Raw genomic sequence first — 17468 nt, forward strand, 5'->3', positions numbered from 1 at the left:
CCTGAGCGACCTACGGCGCGCCCCGTCCTGCCCGCAGGCTCGCGAGGGCCTCATCGAGCACCGGCAGCGCGGCCTCGGTCCATCCCTTCAATCGAATCCGTTGGGACAGCGCTGCCTGGCCCGGATGGACCAGGCCCGCCACGGTGGCGTCCTCGACGAGCTGCGCCTGCTGCTTGGGATTGAGCTCCTCCCAGCGCAGCCCCGCGTGCACGCCCTTGCGCCAGTCGTACCCGTCTCCCCAGAACTGCGCGGCGAGCGCGGCGCTCAAGTACGCCGTGCCACCGTGCTGGTGTTGCCACACGTGCGTCAGCTCATGCGCCAGCAGCGCCGCGTCCGTGGGCCCGCTCCTCGGCGGGATGAACACGGTGTCCCCATGCACGAAGGCCCGCCCGGGAATCCCCAGCACGCCCATCCCTCCCTCCTTCACCCGCACCGCCGCGTAGTCCAGGCTCGTGCCGAACACGGGCCGCAGCAGCGCCACCTCGAAGCCCGTGAGCCGACGCCCCACCGGCTCCAGGCCCAGCAACACCTGCACCGCGCTGACCATCCGCCCGGCCAGCATCAGCACCAGGTCCACCGGCAGCTGCGCCACGCGCACCAATCCCCGCCGCAGTTGGAACCACCCCTCGCGCCAACGCCCCAGGACGAGCGCGACGAGCCCTCGCGCCACACCCGAGAGCACCACCACCAGCCCCAGCACCAGGCCGCGCACGGCGCTCAATGCACCTGTGAGCAGACCCCACCCCGCGTCCGCCAGACGGGCGGGAATCCCAGACATCCGACTCACGACGAGTCCCTCAGCGTCCCGCGGCGACGCGAAGCGGCGCGCGCTGCCCCAGCACCGATTCCACCAGCGAGCGCAGCATCCCCGGACGCCACGGCCGCGCGAGCGCGAAGTGCGTCAGGCACGAGCCGCTGAACGCCTCCGCCAGCTCCGGACAGAAGCGCGCCGACACCAGCACCCGCGGACCCTGGAAGTCCTTCTCCACCAGCCGCGCCAGGAACGCGTGCGACACGGCGCGAGGCTCCGAGTCCAGGTCCACCACCACCGCCGCCGGCACCGTCCCCATCTCCAGCCTGCGCCCCGCCGACGCCACGCCCTGCGCGTGGATCAACCCGAAGGACGGCGCCAGCTCCCGCCCCATCAGCAGCCGCGAGAACGGCGACTCGGAGACCACCATCACCGTCGGCCCACCCGAGCCCTTCAGGGCACGTCGCGCCCCGGACACGCCCAGGACGCCCACCTCCCTCAAGCGAGGCACGGAAACGGACTCGAGCAGCCGGGGCTGGGCAATCGTGGAGGGGGGCACGCATCGGACTGTAGCCAGCAATAGCGGAAATATCAAATTTCACTTCAATTATCCGATTAGTCCGCTCTTGCTCCAGGCAGCCATGCCACATCCCACGAGCCCCGTCACAGGCCCGTGGGATATGCCATCCGTTCAGTGGGTCTCTTTCAACCCAACCCCTCGCAACACAGTGTCAGGGAGACGACGGTCGCCGTCGGGCCCCGGGGTTCTCCCAGGCCTCCAGCTGATCAGCGAGCGAGCCCGAGGCGGGCAGCTCGGTGGCGCCGCCCTGGTCCAGCGCCTGGAGGAGCAGCGCTGTCAGCGAGGTCCCCACGACGGGGATGTCGGTGGCCCGCTGGCGGGAGCGCAGGGGGGTGCGCAGCGTCTCGCAGTCCAACATCACCGTCTCCGCGGCCGTCACGCCGGGTGCCAGCACCATCGGCTCGAGCGCATCCGCGCGCAGCCGGACGAAGCAGGAGGGGCGCCGGCCACTGCAGGAGCGCAGCGCGAGCACCGTCCCGTCCGGCAGGTCCGCCACGCAGCGCACCGGCGTGAATTCGTCGCCCTCGAGGGGGATGTGGACCTCGACATGCTCGGCGGTGGGCCGCACGCGCCAGGGCCGTGTCCCCGGGAAGAGCGTGGCGCTGGCCAGGTGGTCATAGAGCGCGTTGAGCTCCGCGAGGCCCCGGTACGTGCTCGGCTGGGTGGCCCGGACGACGGAGTGCTCCGCGACGAGCCGCTCGATGAGCAGGTCCACCGAGGCGCCCCCCGAGCGGACCATGACGCCCGCGCGAGGCATGAGGGCCCCGTCGGCCGCCACCGTCACCGCGAGCACGCCCGCCTCCAGGGACCACGTCTCCCGCCAGTTCATCGGCTCGTCCTGGACGCGCAATGGCACACACGACAAGCCCGCGGGCACCCAGTGCAGCGCGACGCCCGGCACATCGAAGTCGTCCAAGGCCGCGTCCCGCGACTTCAGGAACTCCGCGTGGGACTGCGCGAGCAGCGGGTTTCGCTGGTCGAAGCTCCCGGACTGGCCGATGTAGGGGAACAGCCGCATCACCCAGCCCGCCATGCGGTCCCAGCCATACGCGGCCGCGGGCTTGTAGAGCTCCGTCCAGAGCTGACGGTCCGGCTGCCCCTCCGAGGCGCGCACCAGCTCGTCCGCGATGGGGATGAGCGAGGACGTCCACCAAGCCAGGTCCAGCTCGGCGATGACGTCGATGCGGCGACGAATGGCCCGCCAGTCCTCGGGCGTGCCCAGCAAGGTGACCCGAGGGATGCCGCACCGGATGGCCAACGTGAAGTCGAAGTAAGGCGACATCGCATCCATCAGGACGACGTCGCCAGCCATGCGCTCGATGTCGGTGCTGGTGGAGAAGTCACACGACATCAGGCGGGGGAGGCCCGGTCCCATCGCCTCGCGGAGCTGTCCCCGGAAGTCCTCCAGGATGGCGAGGAAGTCCTCGTCCGTCCGAGGCACCGCGTCCACCACGACCTTGAGGTTCCGGCGCCCCTCGTGACGGACGAAGCGCTCCCGGAGCCGCTCGGCGTTCAGCCGGATGTGCTGGGCCACGCCCTGCGCCAGCGTGAGCCACACCACGTCCGGAGAGAGCACCAGGGGCCGGTGCTCGGCGAAGGCCTGATGCACCGCGGCGAGCAGCGGGTGGATGCCCTGGGGGTCCATCACCGGGGTGTCCGCACCCGGCGCCATCCAGTGCGTCTTCCCCACCAGCGTCCCGAGCGGGACGGTGTCCACCGGAGTCCTTGCTTCCTCGACAGCGTCCACTGCGAAGGTCGTCACGGTTACGCTCCCTCGTCATGTCGTGTGAACTCAAGCCGCCCGACGGCGGACGCCACCCGACGAGGGGTTTCTCAGCGACCTGACAGGTGCGGCGGCGTGCCTCGGTTCGACCTACAGCAGCACCTCCGGGCCGCAAGGGTGCCCGGAGGTGCTGGGATGACTCAGGACTGGAGCGCGCGAACCAGCTCGGGCAGGGCCTCCTCCGCGCGGGCTGTCACCGGCTCGATGCCCCGGTCCAGCGACACGTTCGAGGGGTCGATGCTGAACATCCGCGCGTCCAGCTTCCGGCCCCGCCGATAGACAAGCTCCGTCACTCCCACGGAGAAGGACGTCCCGACGAAGACAATCACGCGGCTCTGTCGCGCCAGGATGAGCGTCCGCTCGATTTCGTAGGTGTCGTGCTCCGTGTAGTTCTCATCGAACCAGAGCACGTGGGGCCGCAGGCGGCTGTCGCAGCGAGGGCAGCGAGGCACCGTCTCCGGGCTCGGGTTCGCGTGGAACGCCGAGAAGTCCACCGACGCCATCGGCACCGTGCCGCGAGGCGCCCCCAGCTCACAACCCTGGGCGGAGCAGCGCGCCAATCGCAGGCTCCCGTGCACCTTCACGAGCTGCCGGCTCCCGGCGTCCTCGTGCAGCGAGTCCACGTTCTGGGTGACGACGGCGAAGCCGCGCCCCTGCGCCTCCTGCCACGTCTCCCACGCCACGAGCGCCCGGTGCGCCGCGTTCGGCTTCGCGGCCCGCGCCAGCTCGAAGCGCTGGAGGTACATCTTCCAGGACTCGTGCGGCGCGCGCTGGAAGAACGCGTGCGTCCCCTTCTCCATCACCTCGTTGGACCAGACCGCGCCCGGGTCCGTGCCCCGGAACGTCGGAATGCCACTGGCCAGGCTGATGCCCGCGCCGGTGAGGACCAGGACATTCACCGAGGCCGGTCCGCGCACGGCCTCGAGGAGCGCCTCGAATCCCGAAGACGTCATGTGAACACCTCCCCACGGCTCGACGCTGGCACGTCGCCGAGCATGACACGCCCGGCCCCGTTCACGCCGTGGCCGGCACCAGCGTCAGCTCGGCGATTTCGGGCGACGGCCCCAGGCGCAAGGGCGGGCCCCAGTACCCCGTGCCCCGATGCGTGTACACGCGCACGCCGGCGATGGTCGCGAGCCCCCGCACCACGGGTTGCTGCAGCTTGATGAAGAACATGAACGGGAACACCTGCCCGCCATGCGTGTGTCCGGACAGCTGCAGGTCCACGCGCACGCCGTCGCGCGCCACGTGCAGCGCCGAGCGGGGCTGATGCGCCAGCAGCACCACCGGCACGCCCTCGGGAGCATTCGCGAGCGCCACGGAGGGACGGCTCGCGTGCGCCGGGATGATGTGTCCCGCGTCGTGGTCCGTCACGCCCGCGACGACCAGCCGAGCGCCGTCGCGCGCCACCACGCGGTGCGAGTTGCGCAGCACGGTGAGCCCCAGCCGCGCCACCTCCGCCTCCCAGGCGGGACCTCCGTGGTAGTACTCGTGATTGCCCGTCACGTAGAACACGCCGAGCGACGCGCGCAGCTCCGCCAGGGGGCTCACCTCATCGCGCAGCGCCTCCACGTGTCCATCGACCAGGTCCCCCGTCACCGCGATGATGTCCGGCTTCAGCGCGTTCACCTGCTCCACCACGCGCCGCAGCCATTTGCCATCCAGCGTGGGCCCCACGTGGACATCTGAAATCTGAACCACCCGCAGGCCATCGAGCCCCGGCCCGAGCCCCGTCATCGGCACCGTCACCCGCTCCACCGTCGCGCGCCCCCGCGCCGTCACGAACGCATGGAGCACCGCGGGCACCGTCACCGCGCCCACCACGAGCGCCTTGCCGCGCGCGAGCACCAGCGCGTCCGGCACCACACCCGTCCACCCCAGCACCGCGCCCACGAGGTCCGCCACCACCACGGCGCTGAGCAGGATGCCGAAGCTCCCCAGCCACAGGAACGACGTCCACTGCAACACGCGCTGGGCCGCCGAGGGCTCTCCCCGCCCCGCGAACAGGCCGGCCGGAATCGACACGAAGAGCAGCACCATCAGCACCACGCCCAGCACCCCCCAGGGCGAGGGCCATGCAGGGCTCACGAACAGGCGCACCGCCAGGTACGCGTGCAGCCCGCCCATCAGCGCGAGGATGCCGCCCAGGGACATCAGCCAGCGCAGCACCCGCCCAGGGCCCGCGCGGCGCTGTCGTGACGCCTGCTCCACCGCTCGAGACTGCTCCGCCACGTCCAGCACCTCCGGTGCGAGCGCGGAGCATAATGGCCGCCCGTGTCGCCTGCCCGGCAACCCGCGCGCCCGCCCGTTAGTGTGGGGCTCCCGGAGACCCGAATGCCTTCGCGCCGCGTGGACAGTCCCTGGCAGAGCTGGATGGTGGCGGCCGCGCTCGTCCTCGGTGGGCTCGGCTGCTTCGCCGCGGGGGTGGCCTGGGTGTCGCGCTCGCTCTTCCAGGACATCGAACAGGCGCTGCGCCGGGACGACGTGCACCGGCTCGCGCTGCGCACCGCGGAGGCCAGCCCGCTCGCCACCGAGCGGCTGGGCGCGCCCCTGACGAGCAGCTTCATCACGCTGCGCTCCCATGACGCCACCGACCGCCGGGGAGGACAGGTGGACTTCGACCTCACCGTGCAGGGCCCCAAGGGGCGCGGCGTGCTGGAGGCCCAGGTGGTCTACACCTCGGAGACATGGACGCTGCGCAGGCTGGTGCTGCGTCCGGAGGGAGAAGATTCCGTGGAGCTTCCCGCCGGAGGCAGCACGCCCGCCCTGCCAGCGGACTGAGCACACCCACGCCACGGGCTGCGTAGGTTCAAGGACATGAAACCCTCGCGCTTCCTCGCCCTCGGCCTGCTCGCCAGCGCTCCCGTGCTGGCGGCGAACTCCCCGGACCAGTACCTCGACCTGCGGACGCGGGAGCGCGCCGTGAGCCTCCGCGTCACGGAGGACAACCTCTCGGGGCCTCAGCTCCAGCTCTACTTCGGCGATGACGCCGTGCGCGGCCGGGCCTTCGGCCGACCGGTGAACCTCCAGGTGGAGGACGACACCGTGAAGGGCATCTATGGCCAGGGGCCGGTGGACCTGAAGGTGACGGAGGACGGGGATATGCTCGAGGCCGTGGGGACGTTCGGCGGCCAGCTCTCCAACTTCCGGGTGAGCCCTGACCAGATCGCCGGGAACATCGGCCGATGCAGCTACGAGCTGGTCACCAAGAGCAAGAGCAAGGACCTCTACACCGGCTGGCGCACGTGCGGCGGCAGGTTGGACAATGCCGTGACGCTGTCCATTCCTCCCGCACTGGCCGAGGACGACGCCGGGCTGGTCACCGCGCTCTCCATCGTGCTCGCGCAGTAGACATGGGTTGAGCCCCGCGAGGGGGCGGCTATGGTGCGCCGACCCTTTTCGACGGAGCAATCCCATGGCGCAGATGCACGAGGTCGACTTCCACATCTACGGCGATGACCTGCAGTTCGTCGAGGTGGAGCTGGACCCGCAGGAAGCGGCGGTGGCCGAGGCCGGCACCCTCATGTACATGGAGGACGGCATCGAGATGGAGACCATCTTCGGTGACGGCTCGGAGAAGAAGAGCGGCTTCCTGGGCTCGCTGCTCGGCGCGGGCAAGCGGCTGCTGACGGGCGAGTCGCTGTTCACCACCGTCTTCCTCAACCGGGGCGGCGGCAAGCGCAAGGTGGCCTTCGCGGCGCCCTACCCCGGGAAGATCATCCCGGTGAACCTGGGTGAGCTCGGCGGCGAGCTGATTGCGCAGAAGGACAGCTTCCTCGCGGCGGCGAAGGGCGTGTCGCTGGGCATCGCGTTCCAGAAGAAGCTGGGCACGGGCCTGTTCGGCGGCGAGGGCTTCATCATGCAGCGGCTGCAGGGTGACGGGCTCGCGTTCATCCACGCGGGTGGCACGCTGCGCGAGCGCACGCTGGGCCCGGGCGAGGTGCTGCGCGTGGACACCGGCTGTATCGTCGCGTTCCAGCCGACGGTGGACTACGACATCCAGATGGTGAGCGGCATCAAGACGGCCTTCTTCGGCGGCGAGGGCCTGTTCTTCGCCACGCTGCGGGGCCCGGGCAAGGTGTGGCTCCAGTCGCTGCCCTTCAGCCGGCTCGCGGGCCGCATCCTCTCCGCCGCGCGCCCGGGGGGTGCGCGGGACGAGGGCAGCGTGCTCGGCAACGTCGGCCTGGGCTCGCTGCTCGGCGACGACTGAGGGACGGAAGTCTCCAGCGGCGGCGGAGGTCCGTGAGGCCTCCGCCCTACGCCCCCCTTCGAGTGCTAGCTGCGCCGACGGCGCAGGAGCGCCAACCCGCCCACGAGCAGCACCCACGCCCCCGCGCCCACGGGCGATGCGCCGCAACCGCCGCAGCCCACGTCCAGCGCCATGGGTCCACGCACCTTGAACCCCGTGTCCGCGGACCGGGGGCCCGGCGTCCCGGACTCGCCATTGAGCATGTACGCCGACACGGCATGCTCCCCCGAAGCCAACGCGCTGTCAGTGGGCACCGAGTGCCGGAACGCGCCCGTCGAGTCAGCGGTGACGGTGGCCACGCGAGTCCCGTCCACGTCGAGCGACACGGAGGCACCAGGCCGAGCCACACCCGCGAACAAGGGCGTCGGGTCGACGACCTCGCCTTCCGCGGGCACCACGAGCACCGGCGTGTCACCCGAGAACACGGAGCCTCCGTCCCCTGTGCCCGGCGAGCCCGCGTCCGGAGAACCCGCGTCCGGCGTTCCCGAATCAGGCGGCGTCGTTCCGCCGTCGACATCCTCCACCACCTCGAAGACGGTGTTGGGCGAGTCCGGTCCGTAGTCCTGGTTGTTCGCGGCATGCCCGTGCGCGTTGACGCGGTGGGGGCCGGGCCCGAGCGGCGCGTCGTCGGGAATCTGGTAGCGGAAGCGACCGAACGCGTCCGCGGAGACGATGACCTCCTCGCGGTCATCCACGTACAGGCCCACCGTGCTCGCGTTGGGCGCCACGCCCGCGATGTAAGGGGTGGGCCCCACCACTTCGCCCTCCTCGGGCACGACGATGATGGGCTGGGGAATGGCGCCCGCATCCGGCCCCGAGACATTGAAGGCCACCAGGTCCGCGGGCTTGCTGTACGCGCCCAGCGAGTCGGCGATGGCCGTGACGGAGTGGCCTCCCGAGGACAGGGGCGGATGCCCATCGCCCACCGCGGCGGAGAAGTCACCACTGGCCCCCGAGGTCACCTGGGCCACCTCCACGCCATCCACGTAGATGACGATGCGCATGCCCGGGTCCGCGAGGCCCGTGATGCGGGGACGCTCGGAGACGTTGGTCTGATTCTGGGTGGGCGCGGTGATGACCGGCCTGGTCGGCGTGGCGTACGCAAACGTGTACAGCTTCGCGTCACCTCCGCCGCCGACCCCCGCGCCGTGCGTGGGGCCATGCGCCCCCACCGTGGACGTCACCCCCGCGGCGCCTCCCGAGCTCCCCATGTCACACGAGACCGACGAGCCATGGAGCAGCAAGGAGCCGCCCGCGCCGCCACCGCCCGGTCCGAACTGGGAGGTCGTGCCGCGCACATCGCCCCCGCGCCCGCCGAGCACCGCGACCTTGCACGCCAGCGTGCCCGAGGTCCTCACGATGACCGAGCCACCCGCGCCGCCGCCGCCCGCACCATCCTCCCCTGTCACCGAGAGCGCGGCCTGACCGTTGGCGGTGATGCTCCCGCTTCCAGAGAGGGAGGCGCTCCGGAAGAACACCGCGCCGCCGCCCGCGCCACCTCCGGTCGCCACGGTGTTGTCACCCTCGCCCGCGCCGCCACCGCCGCCGAAGAGGAAGGCGTCGACGATGGAGTACTCCATCAACGTGCCGCCCAGGCCACCCACGTCACGCGAGTTGTCGAGCGTGGAGGAGGAGCGTCCGCCCGTTCCACCGAAGCCCCGGTGTCCGCCACCGCCGCCACCCGAGTTGTGGCAGATACCGCCGCCGCCCGCGTTCACCAGGTTGCCGCGTCCGGAGGCCGTGCCGTAGCGCTGCACCACCACGCCCTCGCCCTTGAAGGTGCCGCCCTGGGACGGAGCGAGGTCGTTTCCTGCGCAGCCGGACCTCGAGATGTTGTTGATGGCGGCGCCTCCACGGAAGCCCGCGCCGTCGGCGGAGATGTTGCCCTCGAGGCTCACCGCGCCCGTGGAGAGGAAGGCCACGATGCCCCCGGAGCTCCCATCCCAGGGCCGCGCGACGAGCGAGCCCGAGGAGGACACGGTGACGCGGGAGTACTCGGGCACCGTGACGACCTGCGCGCCGGGCGCGGTGTAGGGATTCACGAGCGGCGCGGAGAGCTCGAGCACGGTGGGACTGCCAATCGTCACCCGGGACACGCGCGCGAACTCCCAGCGACCCACGCCACCGGGACTCGTCTGGCCGGTGCTGCCCGAGGGGGTGCTCGCCGGGAAGCCCATCGTCTGGTGCACCATCACCAGGCCGCCCACGGGAGGCGCTGCAGAGGACGTCACCGCGAGCGACCTGTCCCCGCGCGCCGAGCCGAGCGCCAGGGGCGTCGCGGTGTTGATGACGGTGTTGGCGGTGGTGACGCTGAGCGCGCCGTTGAGCGCGTCGCCCAGACCGAACGAGTCAGGCTCGGCCAGGGCGGCCGAGGACCACAGCAACAGCAGCGGGAGGCAGGACACGAGACGCATGTCCCCCCATGCTGCCCCAGAACCCGGGATTATCGCGAGAGCGTGACAGCTCCTCCCGCACCTCACTCCCCCGTGCGGGAACGCAAGTCCCGGGCGTTCCGAGGGGCGAAGAAGGGCTGCCGCGCGAAGCGTTGCAGGGTGCGCTTGTCGACACACCAGAGCTGGAGCGCGTCCTCCCACTCGCCCAGCTCGGCGATGGCGCGGGCGTCGGGGGCGTCCCGGTAGAGGTCGTTGAGGTTGTGGACGAGGACGGAGAGGTCGTCGACCTCCCACTTCTCGGTCACGTCGCCGACCTGGACGTGCAGCTCGAGGACGGGGCGCTCGCGGACGTCGACGACCTTGAGGTTGCGAGCGGGGCCGCCCATGGCGGTGGTGAGGGGGCCCATGAGTTCGTCGGCGCGGACGCCGTAGGCGACGGAGAGGCCACCTTGGAGGAGCCCTGCGTCGCACAGGCGCAGCAGGGAGACGTGGGGTGGCTCGCCGGGGCGCACGAGTTCGGCGGCGGCATCGCGGTCCTTGAGGAGGCGCTCCTTGGCGAGGGTGTCGAGCAGGGAGGACATGAGGGCGCGGAGCCTATCGCTCCTCGCCGCTCCAGTAGTCCACTTCGGCGGAGAGGGGCAGGACGGTGAACAGCGTTCGAGAGGCCTTGTCGCCGCCGGGGGCGGAGCCCGCGGTGACGCAGAGCTTCTTCGAGTCCGGGTACACCATGACGTCCGGCTCCACCATGGTGGAGAACGCGAGGTAGCGGAGCGTCTCGGTGCCGTCGTTGAGGAGCTGGTGCGCGGACTGTGCGCCCGGGGGCAGGGCCACGTAGTCACCGGCCTTCACGGGGAGCGTCGAGTCACCGAGGCGCAGCAGGCCGGTGCCGGAGAGGATGAGGTAGGCCTCCTCGTTGGCCAGGTGGAAGTGGAGCGGGAAGGCATGCTTGCCCGGCGCGAGCTCCATGAGGCTGCAGCCGAGCTTCTGTCCCTTCGCGGCGGCACCGAGCTGCTTGCGACGGTAGGCCACACGAGGGCCTTGAGTGACTTCGGTCCACGGGAGGTCCGGCTCGTGGATGACGTGGGGATGGGAGGGCATGGGATGTGCTCCGTGGGTTCGGGAGGGTGCGGCGCCCGAGGCGCAAGCACCGTGGGGATGAAACAGGGATGCGCGGCGAGGAAGACGGAGGAATTGACGGGCCCTCTCAAGGACGCGTGGCGAGGAGCGCGAAGACGCGGTGAGGGATGTCGAGCGTGTCCTGTGGAAAGCTCTCGGCGAGGAGACGAGCGTGGGCGGCGTCGAAGCGCTCCACGTCGTCGGGAGGCAGGGTCGCGGCGACCAGGGCGCTGGCGCGGCAGCGACCACGCCAGGACTCGTGGGTGTAGGGCAAGAGCACATCGAAGGAGAAAGTCTCCAGGGGCGTGAAGCCAGCGTCGGTGACGTCGCGGAGCCACTGGGGATAGAGTCCCACGCCACAGCCGAAGCGTGCGTGGTCGGGAGGGTCGGGATTGAAGGCGCTCATGAGCGCCTCGGTGGCCTCGACGACATTGCCAGGCAGTGGAAGCCAGTCGAGGTGGGCGATGATGAGCCGACCACCAGGGACGAGCAGGCGCAGTGCCTCGCGAGCCGCTGCGGGGCGGTCGAACCAGTGCCAGCACTGTCCAGCGGTCACGAGGTCGAAGGCACTGGCGGGGAGCCCCGTGGCTTCGGCGGGGGCCTCACGGAAGTCCATCGAGAGCGCCGCGTCCGAGGCGAGCTGACAGGCCGCCGAGAGCATGTTCGCCGAGATATCGGTCGCGGTGACAGCGCAGCCATGGCGGGCGAGCCCCCGAGCCACAGTGCCGGTGCCGGAGCCGACGTCGACGGCGCGCAAGCCAGTGCGCAGCACGCCTTCACGAGCGAGGCGGGAGAAGAAGGCGTCCGGGAAGCCCTGGCGGTGTCTCGAGTAGTCGGAGGACGTGCGTCCGAAGTCGACGACAGCAGGCATGACGGTGCTCCTCTCGGCGCAATCACGAGTGGGGGCGCGAGCGAAAAGACTCACATCGACAAGTGAATCGAGTCGAGTCGAGAATGGAGAGACGGGAGGTTGCGAGAGAATGAGTAGACGCAAGGGTGGACGCTCTCAATCTCGATTCGTCCATCGACCTGAGGACGAGCTGGTGACAGCAGTGGAGGCCGCGGCGCTCCTGGGAGTGAAGCGGGCGACGCTCTACACCTACGTGAGCCGAGGGCTCGTGCGCTGCGTGCCGGAGCCGGGCTCGAAGGAGAACCGTTATGTGCGCTCGGACCTGGAGCGGCTGAAGGTCCGGCACGACGCGCGGGCGGGGCACGCGGCGGTGGCGTCAGGTGCACTGAGGTGGGGAGAGCCGGTCATCGACTCATCCGTGTCCCAGGTGGGAGCGGAGGGGCTCGCGTACCGGGGGCACTCCGCGGTGGCACTGGCGACGAGTGGGAGGAGCCTCGAGTCCGTGGCGGAGTTGCTGTGGTCGGGGACCCTGCCCGAGGAAGACCCACGTTGGGCAAGCGAGGAGCCCTCGCTGCCGCCTTCCGAGTTGGCGAGACTGTTGCCGCGAGGAACGACGCCGGTGGCGGCGCTGTCAGCCCTGGTACCGTTGCTGGCTGCAAGGGACGCGGGGCGTTTCGCGGCGCCGCCGGAGCAGGAGAAGGCGCGGGCGCGAAGACTGCTGCGACAGTTGGCGGGCTGGGTGAGCGTGGCACAAGCACCAGGGCGAGTCGTCCGAGCCCTGCCAGCGCCGACAGTGGCCGAGTCGCTCGCCATCGCGTGGGACACCCAGGTGAAGCGAGCGCCGGAGTTGCTCAATCGAGCCCTGGTGTTGTGCGCGGACCACGAACTGAACGTGTCGACTTTCACGGCCCGGGTGACAGCGTCCTCGGGAGCGGACCTGTATGCCTGCGTGAGCGCGGCACTGGCGGCGTTGTCAGGGCCGAGGCACGGCGGAGCCTGCGACAGGGTGGAGGCGCTGTTGTCGGAAGTGGGGAAGCCGGAGCGAGCGACGGCGGTGTTGCACGAGCGCCTGCGTCGAGGTGACGCGGTGCCAGGATTCGGGCACCAGCTGTATCCCGACGGCGACCCGAGATCTCCGCCCATCATGGACGCGGCGAGAGAGGTGAAGCCCGAAGTGCAAAGTGTGCGCGTGGCAAGGGCGGTCCTCGATGCGATGCGCAAAGCCGGGCACCCTGAGCCGACGATAGACCTGGGGTTGGTCATGCTCGCGGAAGCACTGGGCCTCCCGCCCGGCGCCGCAGCCACCTTGTTCGCCGTGGGGCGCATGACAGGATGGGTCGCGCACATCCTGGAGCAACGTGAGCAGGGGCACCTGCTGCGTCCCAGGGCGCGCTACGTGGCATCGACGGAGTCGTCGCGAAAGTAGGGATGGCACATGAAATCCTCCGCCCTCATCTCATTCCTGGTTTCTGGAGCGCTGACGATAGCGGCCTGCTCCAAACAAGAGCCGATTCCCACCCAACATGGAGCCGGATGCATGGTCTCCGTCGGAGACAAGCTCGAGCATGTCATCACCCGGTGCGGGAAGCCCTGTGCCTCGGGCGGAATCCCCAAGGGTCCCTGCCGCCTCGATCCACCACTCTTCAAGGTGGAACTTTGCTCAAACGAATGCGTCATCTACCAAGATGTCGCGCTCTGCCTGGTTGGGGATCAGGTGGCCTCGATCTTCCAGATGACGGATGGCAGCTATTGGACGCTCCAGTCCTGTGAATGGCCGAACTACTCGAGCCCCACCCAGACACGCTGAGCGCCCTATTTGATTGTCTTTGATGTCATGGTGTTGCGTCCTCCGACTCAGGCGATGTCACCTTCCGACCACCCCACACACTCCCGGGTTGGCCGGAAGGCCTCCACGGTAGACACTGTCCCCGTGGACCCTCGACGCACCTACCCGCGCTTCGCCGTCGCCGCCCTCTTGGGCAACATCGCCTTCCTCGCCTCCTGGGGCGTGCTCCTGTCCCGCCCCACGGGCTGGGCCGTGGTCGGCGGCATCCTCATCACCCTCTTCTTCGTCCTCCGCGTGGGCGGCATGTGGCTCTACGCCTCCCGCCAGACGGACACCGCCCCCCAGGCCCGGCGAGCAGCCATCTTCACCACCCTCATCGCCCTCGTCGGCCTGGGCCTCTGGGTCTTCACCGCCGTGCGCGGCCCCCGCATCACCCTCTGACCCCACAAACGCCTCGCGGGCGCTCCCAGACGGCCCCAAGGCCCTCCAGAACGCGCCCGCGCGGTACTCCCGGCTCGCGGCTCCACAGGGCCGCCACCGTCACACGTTGAAGCGGAAGTGCATGCAGTCACCGTCCTGCACGACGTACTCCTTGCCTTCCATCCGCAGGAGCCCCTTCTCCTTCACCGCGGACTCACTGCCCAGCTTCACCAGGTCCTCCCAGCGCATCACCTCGGCCTTGATGAAGCCGCGCTCGAAGTCCGAGTGGATGACGCCCGCCGCCTGCGGCGCCTTGTAGCCCTGGTGGATGGTCCACGCGCGGCACTCCTGCTCGCCCACCGTGAAGTACGTCCACAGGCCCAGAAGCTTGTAGCCCGCCCGCACCACCTTGTGCAGACCCGGCTCCTTCAGCCCCGCGCTCTCCAGGAAGCCCGGACGCTCGGCCTCGGGCAGCTGCTGAATCTCCGACTCCAGCGCCGCCGCCAACACCACCACCTCGAAGCCCTCCTTCGCGGCCATCTCCTTCACCGCCGCGACGTGCTTGTTGGCGTCCTCCTTCCCAATCTCCCCTTCCCCGATGTTCGCCACGTACAGCACCGGCTTGTCCGTCAGGAGGAACAGGTCGTGGATGACCGCCTTCTCCTCCTCCGTCAGCTTCTGCGCGCGAACCGTGACGCCGTTATCCAGCCCCGCCTTCACGCGGTCCAGGAGCGCCATCTCCGCCTTGGCCTCCTCACCCGCCTTGCCACCCATCTTCGTGTTCTTCTGGGTGCGCTCGCGGCGCTTGTCCACCGTCTCCAGGTCCTTCAGGCACAGCTCCGTGTCGACCACGTCCCGGTCCCTCACCGGATTCACCCCGCCCTCGACGTGGGTGACGTTGTCGTCCTCGAAGCAGCGCAGCACGTGCAGCACCGCGTCCACCTGCCGGATGTTGCCCAGGAACTGGTTGCCCAGGCCCTCGCCCTTGGAGGCGCCGCGCACCAGGCCCGCGATGTCCACGAACTCCAGCGACGTGGGGATCTTCTTCAGCGGCTTGATGAGCTCGGAAAGCTTGTCCAGGCGCTCATCCGGCACCGGCACCACGCCCACGTTGGGCTCGATGGTGCAGAACGGGTAGTTGGCCGCCTGCGCACCCGCGGCCGACAACGCGTTGAACAGGGTGGACTTGCCCACGTTGGGCAGCCCGACGATGCCGATGGATAGCGCCATGGTGTTTCCCTGGAACAAGCGCGCCTGTGGGCGCGCTTCCCCGAACTAGGCCGACCGGCGAACGCCGGCGTTGCCGGTGCCGCTCAGGGGGAGGCCCTGCACGAACTGCTCGGCCAGCGCGCGGTGCTTGCTGTCGTCCATGCGCTCGTTGATGAGCTTGCCGGCCACTTCCATCGCCAGGTCCACGGCCATGGAGCGCACCTCGGCGATGGCCTTGGTCTTCTGCTCGTCGATCTCCCGACGCGCGGACAGCTTCAGCTCCTCCGCCTCCTTGCGGCTCTTGGCCATCAGCTCCTCGCGGAACTTCTCCATCTCCTGCTGGTTGCGGCGCGTCTCCTCGGCGGCCTGGCGGCGGGCCTCGGCGATGGCCGTCTTCTGGTCGGCCAAGAGCTTCTCCGCCTCGGCGCGCTCACGCTTGGCGCTCTCCACGGCGGCGGAGATCTGCTTCTCACGCTCCTCGACCAGCTGGAGGATGGGGCCCCACGCCTTCGACTTCAGGACGAAGAAGACGATGACGAAGGTGACGAGGGTCCAGAAGATGAGGCCCGGCTGGACGCTCACGAGGTTGCTGGCGGCGAGGACGGAGGGCAGGAACATGGCGGCGTGTCCGGCGTGAGGGAGTCAGTCAGACGGCGAAAGTCTCGAGGGTTCTACCACCGGGAAGCACCGGCCCCCGCGAAGTCGCGAGCGCCGGCGCGTTCCAGGCTTGCTGCGAAGCGGCCTTAAGCCTTGGTGGCCAGAAGCACGCAAACGACCAGCGCGAACAGCGTGGCGCCTTCGATGAGGGCCGCGGCGATGATCATCGTGGTGCGGATGTCGCCACCGGCGGCGGGCTGACGGCCCGTCGCGTCCATGGCGGCGGCGGCGAGCTTACCGATGCCGAGGGCGGCGCCGATGATGGAGAGACCGGCACCGAGGCCGGCGGCGAGGAAGGCAAGAGCGAGGTTGGTCATGGCGGTGCTTCTCTTTTCGTAGCGAAGGACCCGCTTGTGGGGGGGTCGTGATGCCCTTCAGGACTACCTCTGGCGACCTTTCGAATCGCCAGGTCTCCGACCGGAGCGCCCGACTGCCAGCGCCCCGCTAACTTGTCTCAGGCGTGCGCCTTGCCGTGGTCGTGGCTGGGGCCAAGCTCCGAGTGCCCGTGGCCGTGGTCGTCCGCGTGGCCGTGCTCGTCGTGGTGGTGGCCCGTCGCCACCGCCATGCCGATGAACAGCGCCGACAGCAGCGTGAACACGTACGCCTGCACGAAGGCCACGAACAGCTCCAGCAGGTAGATGGCGAACGCGAACGGCACGCTCACCACCGCGACCGCGGGGTGGCCCAGGATGAAGATGAGGCCGATGAGGAAGAAGAGGACGATGTGGCCCGCCAGCATGTTGGCGAACAGACGCATCGTGAGGGCGAAGGGCTTGGTGAACAGGCCCAGGATCTCCACCGGAATCATGATGGGCCAGAGCAGCCAGTGCACGCCGCCCGTCAGGTGCTTCAGGTAGCCGCCCAGGCCCGCCGCGCGGATGCCCGCCGCCTGCGTCACCAGGAACGTGCAGATGGCCAGACCCGCCGTCACGGCCAGGTTGCCCGTCGCCGTCGCCATCCAGGGCACCAGGCCCAGGAGGTTCATGAAGAGGATGAAGAAGAACGCGGTCAGGAGATACGGCACGTAGCGCGGGCCGTCCTCCTTGCCGATGTTCTTGATGGCCATCTCGTCCCGGACGAAGAGGACCAGCATCTCGATGAGGTTGGCGCCCGCGCCGCGCGGCACCAGCTTGGTCTTGTCGCGGTTGCTCCACACCAGCATGGAGCCCAGCAGCAGCAGCGCCGCCAGCCACATCATCACCGTGTGCTTGGTGATGGACAGGTCCAGGCAGCCCTTGAAGAGCCCGTCCCAACCGGAGGGGGCCACCAGCCCGTGGTCCGTCATCACCGGCTCGCAGCTGCCGATGCGGATGGGCGGAATCGCGCCCAGGTGGATGGGCTTGCTGAGCGGGACCTCGAGCTCGAAGTCGTTCGTGTCCGAGACGTGGTGGAGGATGTACTCCGGCACACTCGGCTCGTGCCCCTCGCCGTGGCCTTCCGACCCGGCGGCCCACGCGGTGGCCACGAACAGACTGGCGAACAGCACCATTGCCTTGCGCATCACTCGTCTCCGCCCGCCGCGCTTTTCGACGCGGCCATCACGTAGCTGACTTCAATCCATTGCAGCGCGAAGTAGACCCCGAAGAAGCCGGCGATGAACGGCACCGGCTGCATTCCTCGCGACACCATCCCCAAGAGCCCCGCCACCACCGCCACCATCCTCAGGCCGAACAC

19 protein-coding genes are annotated in these 17468 nt (G+C 69.7%); 6 read left to right on the forward strand and 13 right to left on the reverse strand.

Translation table 11 applies throughout. The features are described 5' to 3' along the window. Positions 1-10: 10 nt before the first annotated feature. From FL311_RS09820 to FL311_RS09840, 5 genes are all read right to left on the reverse strand, one after another. Positions 11-778, reverse strand: coding sequence for a DUF4157 domain-containing protein (locus FL311_RS09820; RefSeq protein WP_141324675.1), 768 nt, complete (start codon positions 776-778; stop codon positions 11-13). 19 nt (positions 779-797) lie between these two features. After that, positions 798-1262, reverse strand: a complete 465-nt coding sequence (locus tag FL311_RS09825) for a hypothetical protein (RefSeq protein ID WP_228556784.1) — start codon at positions 1260-1262, stop codon at positions 798-800. 220 nt (positions 1263-1482) lie between these two features. Continuing rightward, positions 1483-3093, reverse strand: a complete 1611-nt coding sequence (locus FL311_RS09830; protein WP_141324676.1) for a DUF4419 domain-containing protein — start codon at positions 3091-3093, stop codon at positions 1483-1485. Positions 3094-3254: 161 nt separating this feature from the next. After that, on the reverse strand, positions 3255-4067 hold the full coding sequence (locus tag FL311_RS09835; protein ID WP_141324677.1) for a Sir2 family NAD-dependent protein deacetylase: 813 nt from the start codon (positions 4065-4067) through the stop codon (positions 3255-3257). 61 nt (positions 4068-4128) lie between these two features. After that, complete coding sequence (locus FL311_RS09840) at positions 4129-5346, reverse strand: metallophosphoesterase (RefSeq protein WP_141324678.1); 1218 nt, start codon at positions 5344-5346, stop codon at positions 4129-4131. Positions 5347-5448: 102 nt separating this feature from the next. Between FL311_RS09840 and FL311_RS09845 the strand changes: the two genes are divergently transcribed. The 3 genes from FL311_RS09845 (at position 5449) to FL311_RS09855 (ending at position 7324) form a co-directional block, all read left to right on the forward strand. Further along, complete coding sequence (locus tag FL311_RS09845; RefSeq protein ID WP_141324679.1) at positions 5449-5895, forward strand: cytochrome c oxidase assembly factor Coa1 family protein; 447 nt, start codon at positions 5449-5451, stop codon at positions 5893-5895. 36 nt (positions 5896-5931) lie between these two features. After that, entirely contained in the window at positions 5932-6465 is a 534-nt protein-coding gene (locus tag FL311_RS09850; protein WP_141324680.1) for a hypothetical protein, read from the forward strand. 64 nt (positions 6466-6529) lie between these two features. Continuing rightward, positions 6530-7324: a TIGR00266 family protein gene (locus FL311_RS09855; protein ID WP_046710615.1), complete on the forward strand. Its 795-nt coding sequence runs from the start codon at positions 6530-6532 to the stop codon at positions 7322-7324. Positions 7325-7389: 65 nt separating this feature from the next. On the opposite strand, the gene FL311_RS09860 is transcribed toward FL311_RS09855, so the two are convergent. The 4 genes from FL311_RS09860 to FL311_RS09875 form a co-directional block, all read right to left on the reverse strand. Further along, positions 7390-9777, reverse strand: a complete 2388-nt coding sequence (locus tag FL311_RS09860) for a hypothetical protein (RefSeq protein ID WP_141324681.1) — start codon at positions 9775-9777, stop codon at positions 7390-7392. A gap of 62 nt (positions 9778-9839) precedes the next feature. Next, positions 9840-10337: a hypothetical protein gene (locus FL311_RS09865; RefSeq protein ID WP_141324682.1), complete on the reverse strand. Its 498-nt coding sequence runs from the start codon at positions 10335-10337 to the stop codon at positions 9840-9842. Positions 10338-10350: 13 nt separating this feature from the next. Beyond that, a complete protein-coding gene (locus FL311_RS09870; RefSeq protein ID WP_141324683.1) occupies positions 10351-10854 on the reverse strand; it encodes a cupin domain-containing protein in 504 nt (167 codons plus the stop codon). Between the two features lie 106 nt (positions 10855-10960). Further along, positions 10961-11743, reverse strand: a complete 783-nt coding sequence (locus tag FL311_RS09875; protein ID WP_141324684.1) for a class I SAM-dependent methyltransferase — start codon at positions 11741-11743, stop codon at positions 10961-10963. A 109-nt stretch (positions 11744-11852) separates the two neighbouring features. Between FL311_RS09875 and FL311_RS09880 the strand changes: the two genes are divergently transcribed. The 3 genes from FL311_RS09880 (at position 11853) to FL311_RS09890 (ending at position 13949) form a co-directional block, all read left to right on the forward strand. Continuing rightward, positions 11853-13148: a citrate synthase gene (locus FL311_RS09880; RefSeq protein ID WP_141324685.1), complete on the forward strand. Its 1296-nt coding sequence runs from the start codon at positions 11853-11855 to the stop codon at positions 13146-13148. Positions 13149-13157: 9 nt separating this feature from the next. Next, a complete protein-coding gene (locus FL311_RS09885) occupies positions 13158-13529 on the forward strand; it encodes a hypothetical protein (RefSeq protein WP_141324686.1) in 372 nt (123 codons plus the stop codon). Between the two features lie 123 nt (positions 13530-13652). Next, a complete protein-coding gene (locus FL311_RS09890) occupies positions 13653-13949 on the forward strand; it encodes a hypothetical protein (RefSeq protein ID WP_074948531.1) in 297 nt (98 codons plus the stop codon). Between the two features lie 99 nt (positions 13950-14048). Here the strand turns inward: FL311_RS09890 and ychF are convergent, their stop codons facing one another. From ychF to atpB, 4 genes are all read right to left on the reverse strand, one after another. Then, positions 14049-15158 (reverse strand): redox-regulated ATPase YchF, encoded by a 1110-nt coding sequence (ychF, locus tag FL311_RS09895; RefSeq protein ID WP_141324687.1) that lies wholly within the window; start codon positions 15156-15158, stop codon positions 14049-14051. A 45-nt stretch (positions 15159-15203) separates the two neighbouring features. Beyond that, positions 15204-15755 (reverse strand): F0F1 ATP synthase subunit B, encoded by a 552-nt coding sequence (atpF, locus tag FL311_RS09900; RefSeq protein WP_046710604.1) that lies wholly within the window; start codon positions 15753-15755, stop codon positions 15204-15206. Between the two features lie 125 nt (positions 15756-15880). After that, positions 15881-16111, reverse strand: a complete 231-nt coding sequence (locus tag FL311_RS09905; RefSeq protein WP_141324688.1) for an ATP synthase F0 subunit C — start codon at positions 16109-16111, stop codon at positions 15881-15883. Between the two features lie 137 nt (positions 16112-16248). Next, positions 16249-17295 (reverse strand): F0F1 ATP synthase subunit A, encoded by a 1047-nt coding sequence (atpB, locus tag FL311_RS09910; protein WP_141324689.1) that lies wholly within the window; start codon positions 17293-17295, stop codon positions 16249-16251. Between the last annotated feature and the right edge of the window lie 173 nt (positions 17296-17468).

The organism is Myxococcus sp. AB025B (genome assembly GCF_006518215.1).
GTDB lineage: Bacteria > Myxococcota > Myxococcia > Myxococcales > Myxococcaceae > Myxococcus > Myxococcus fulvus.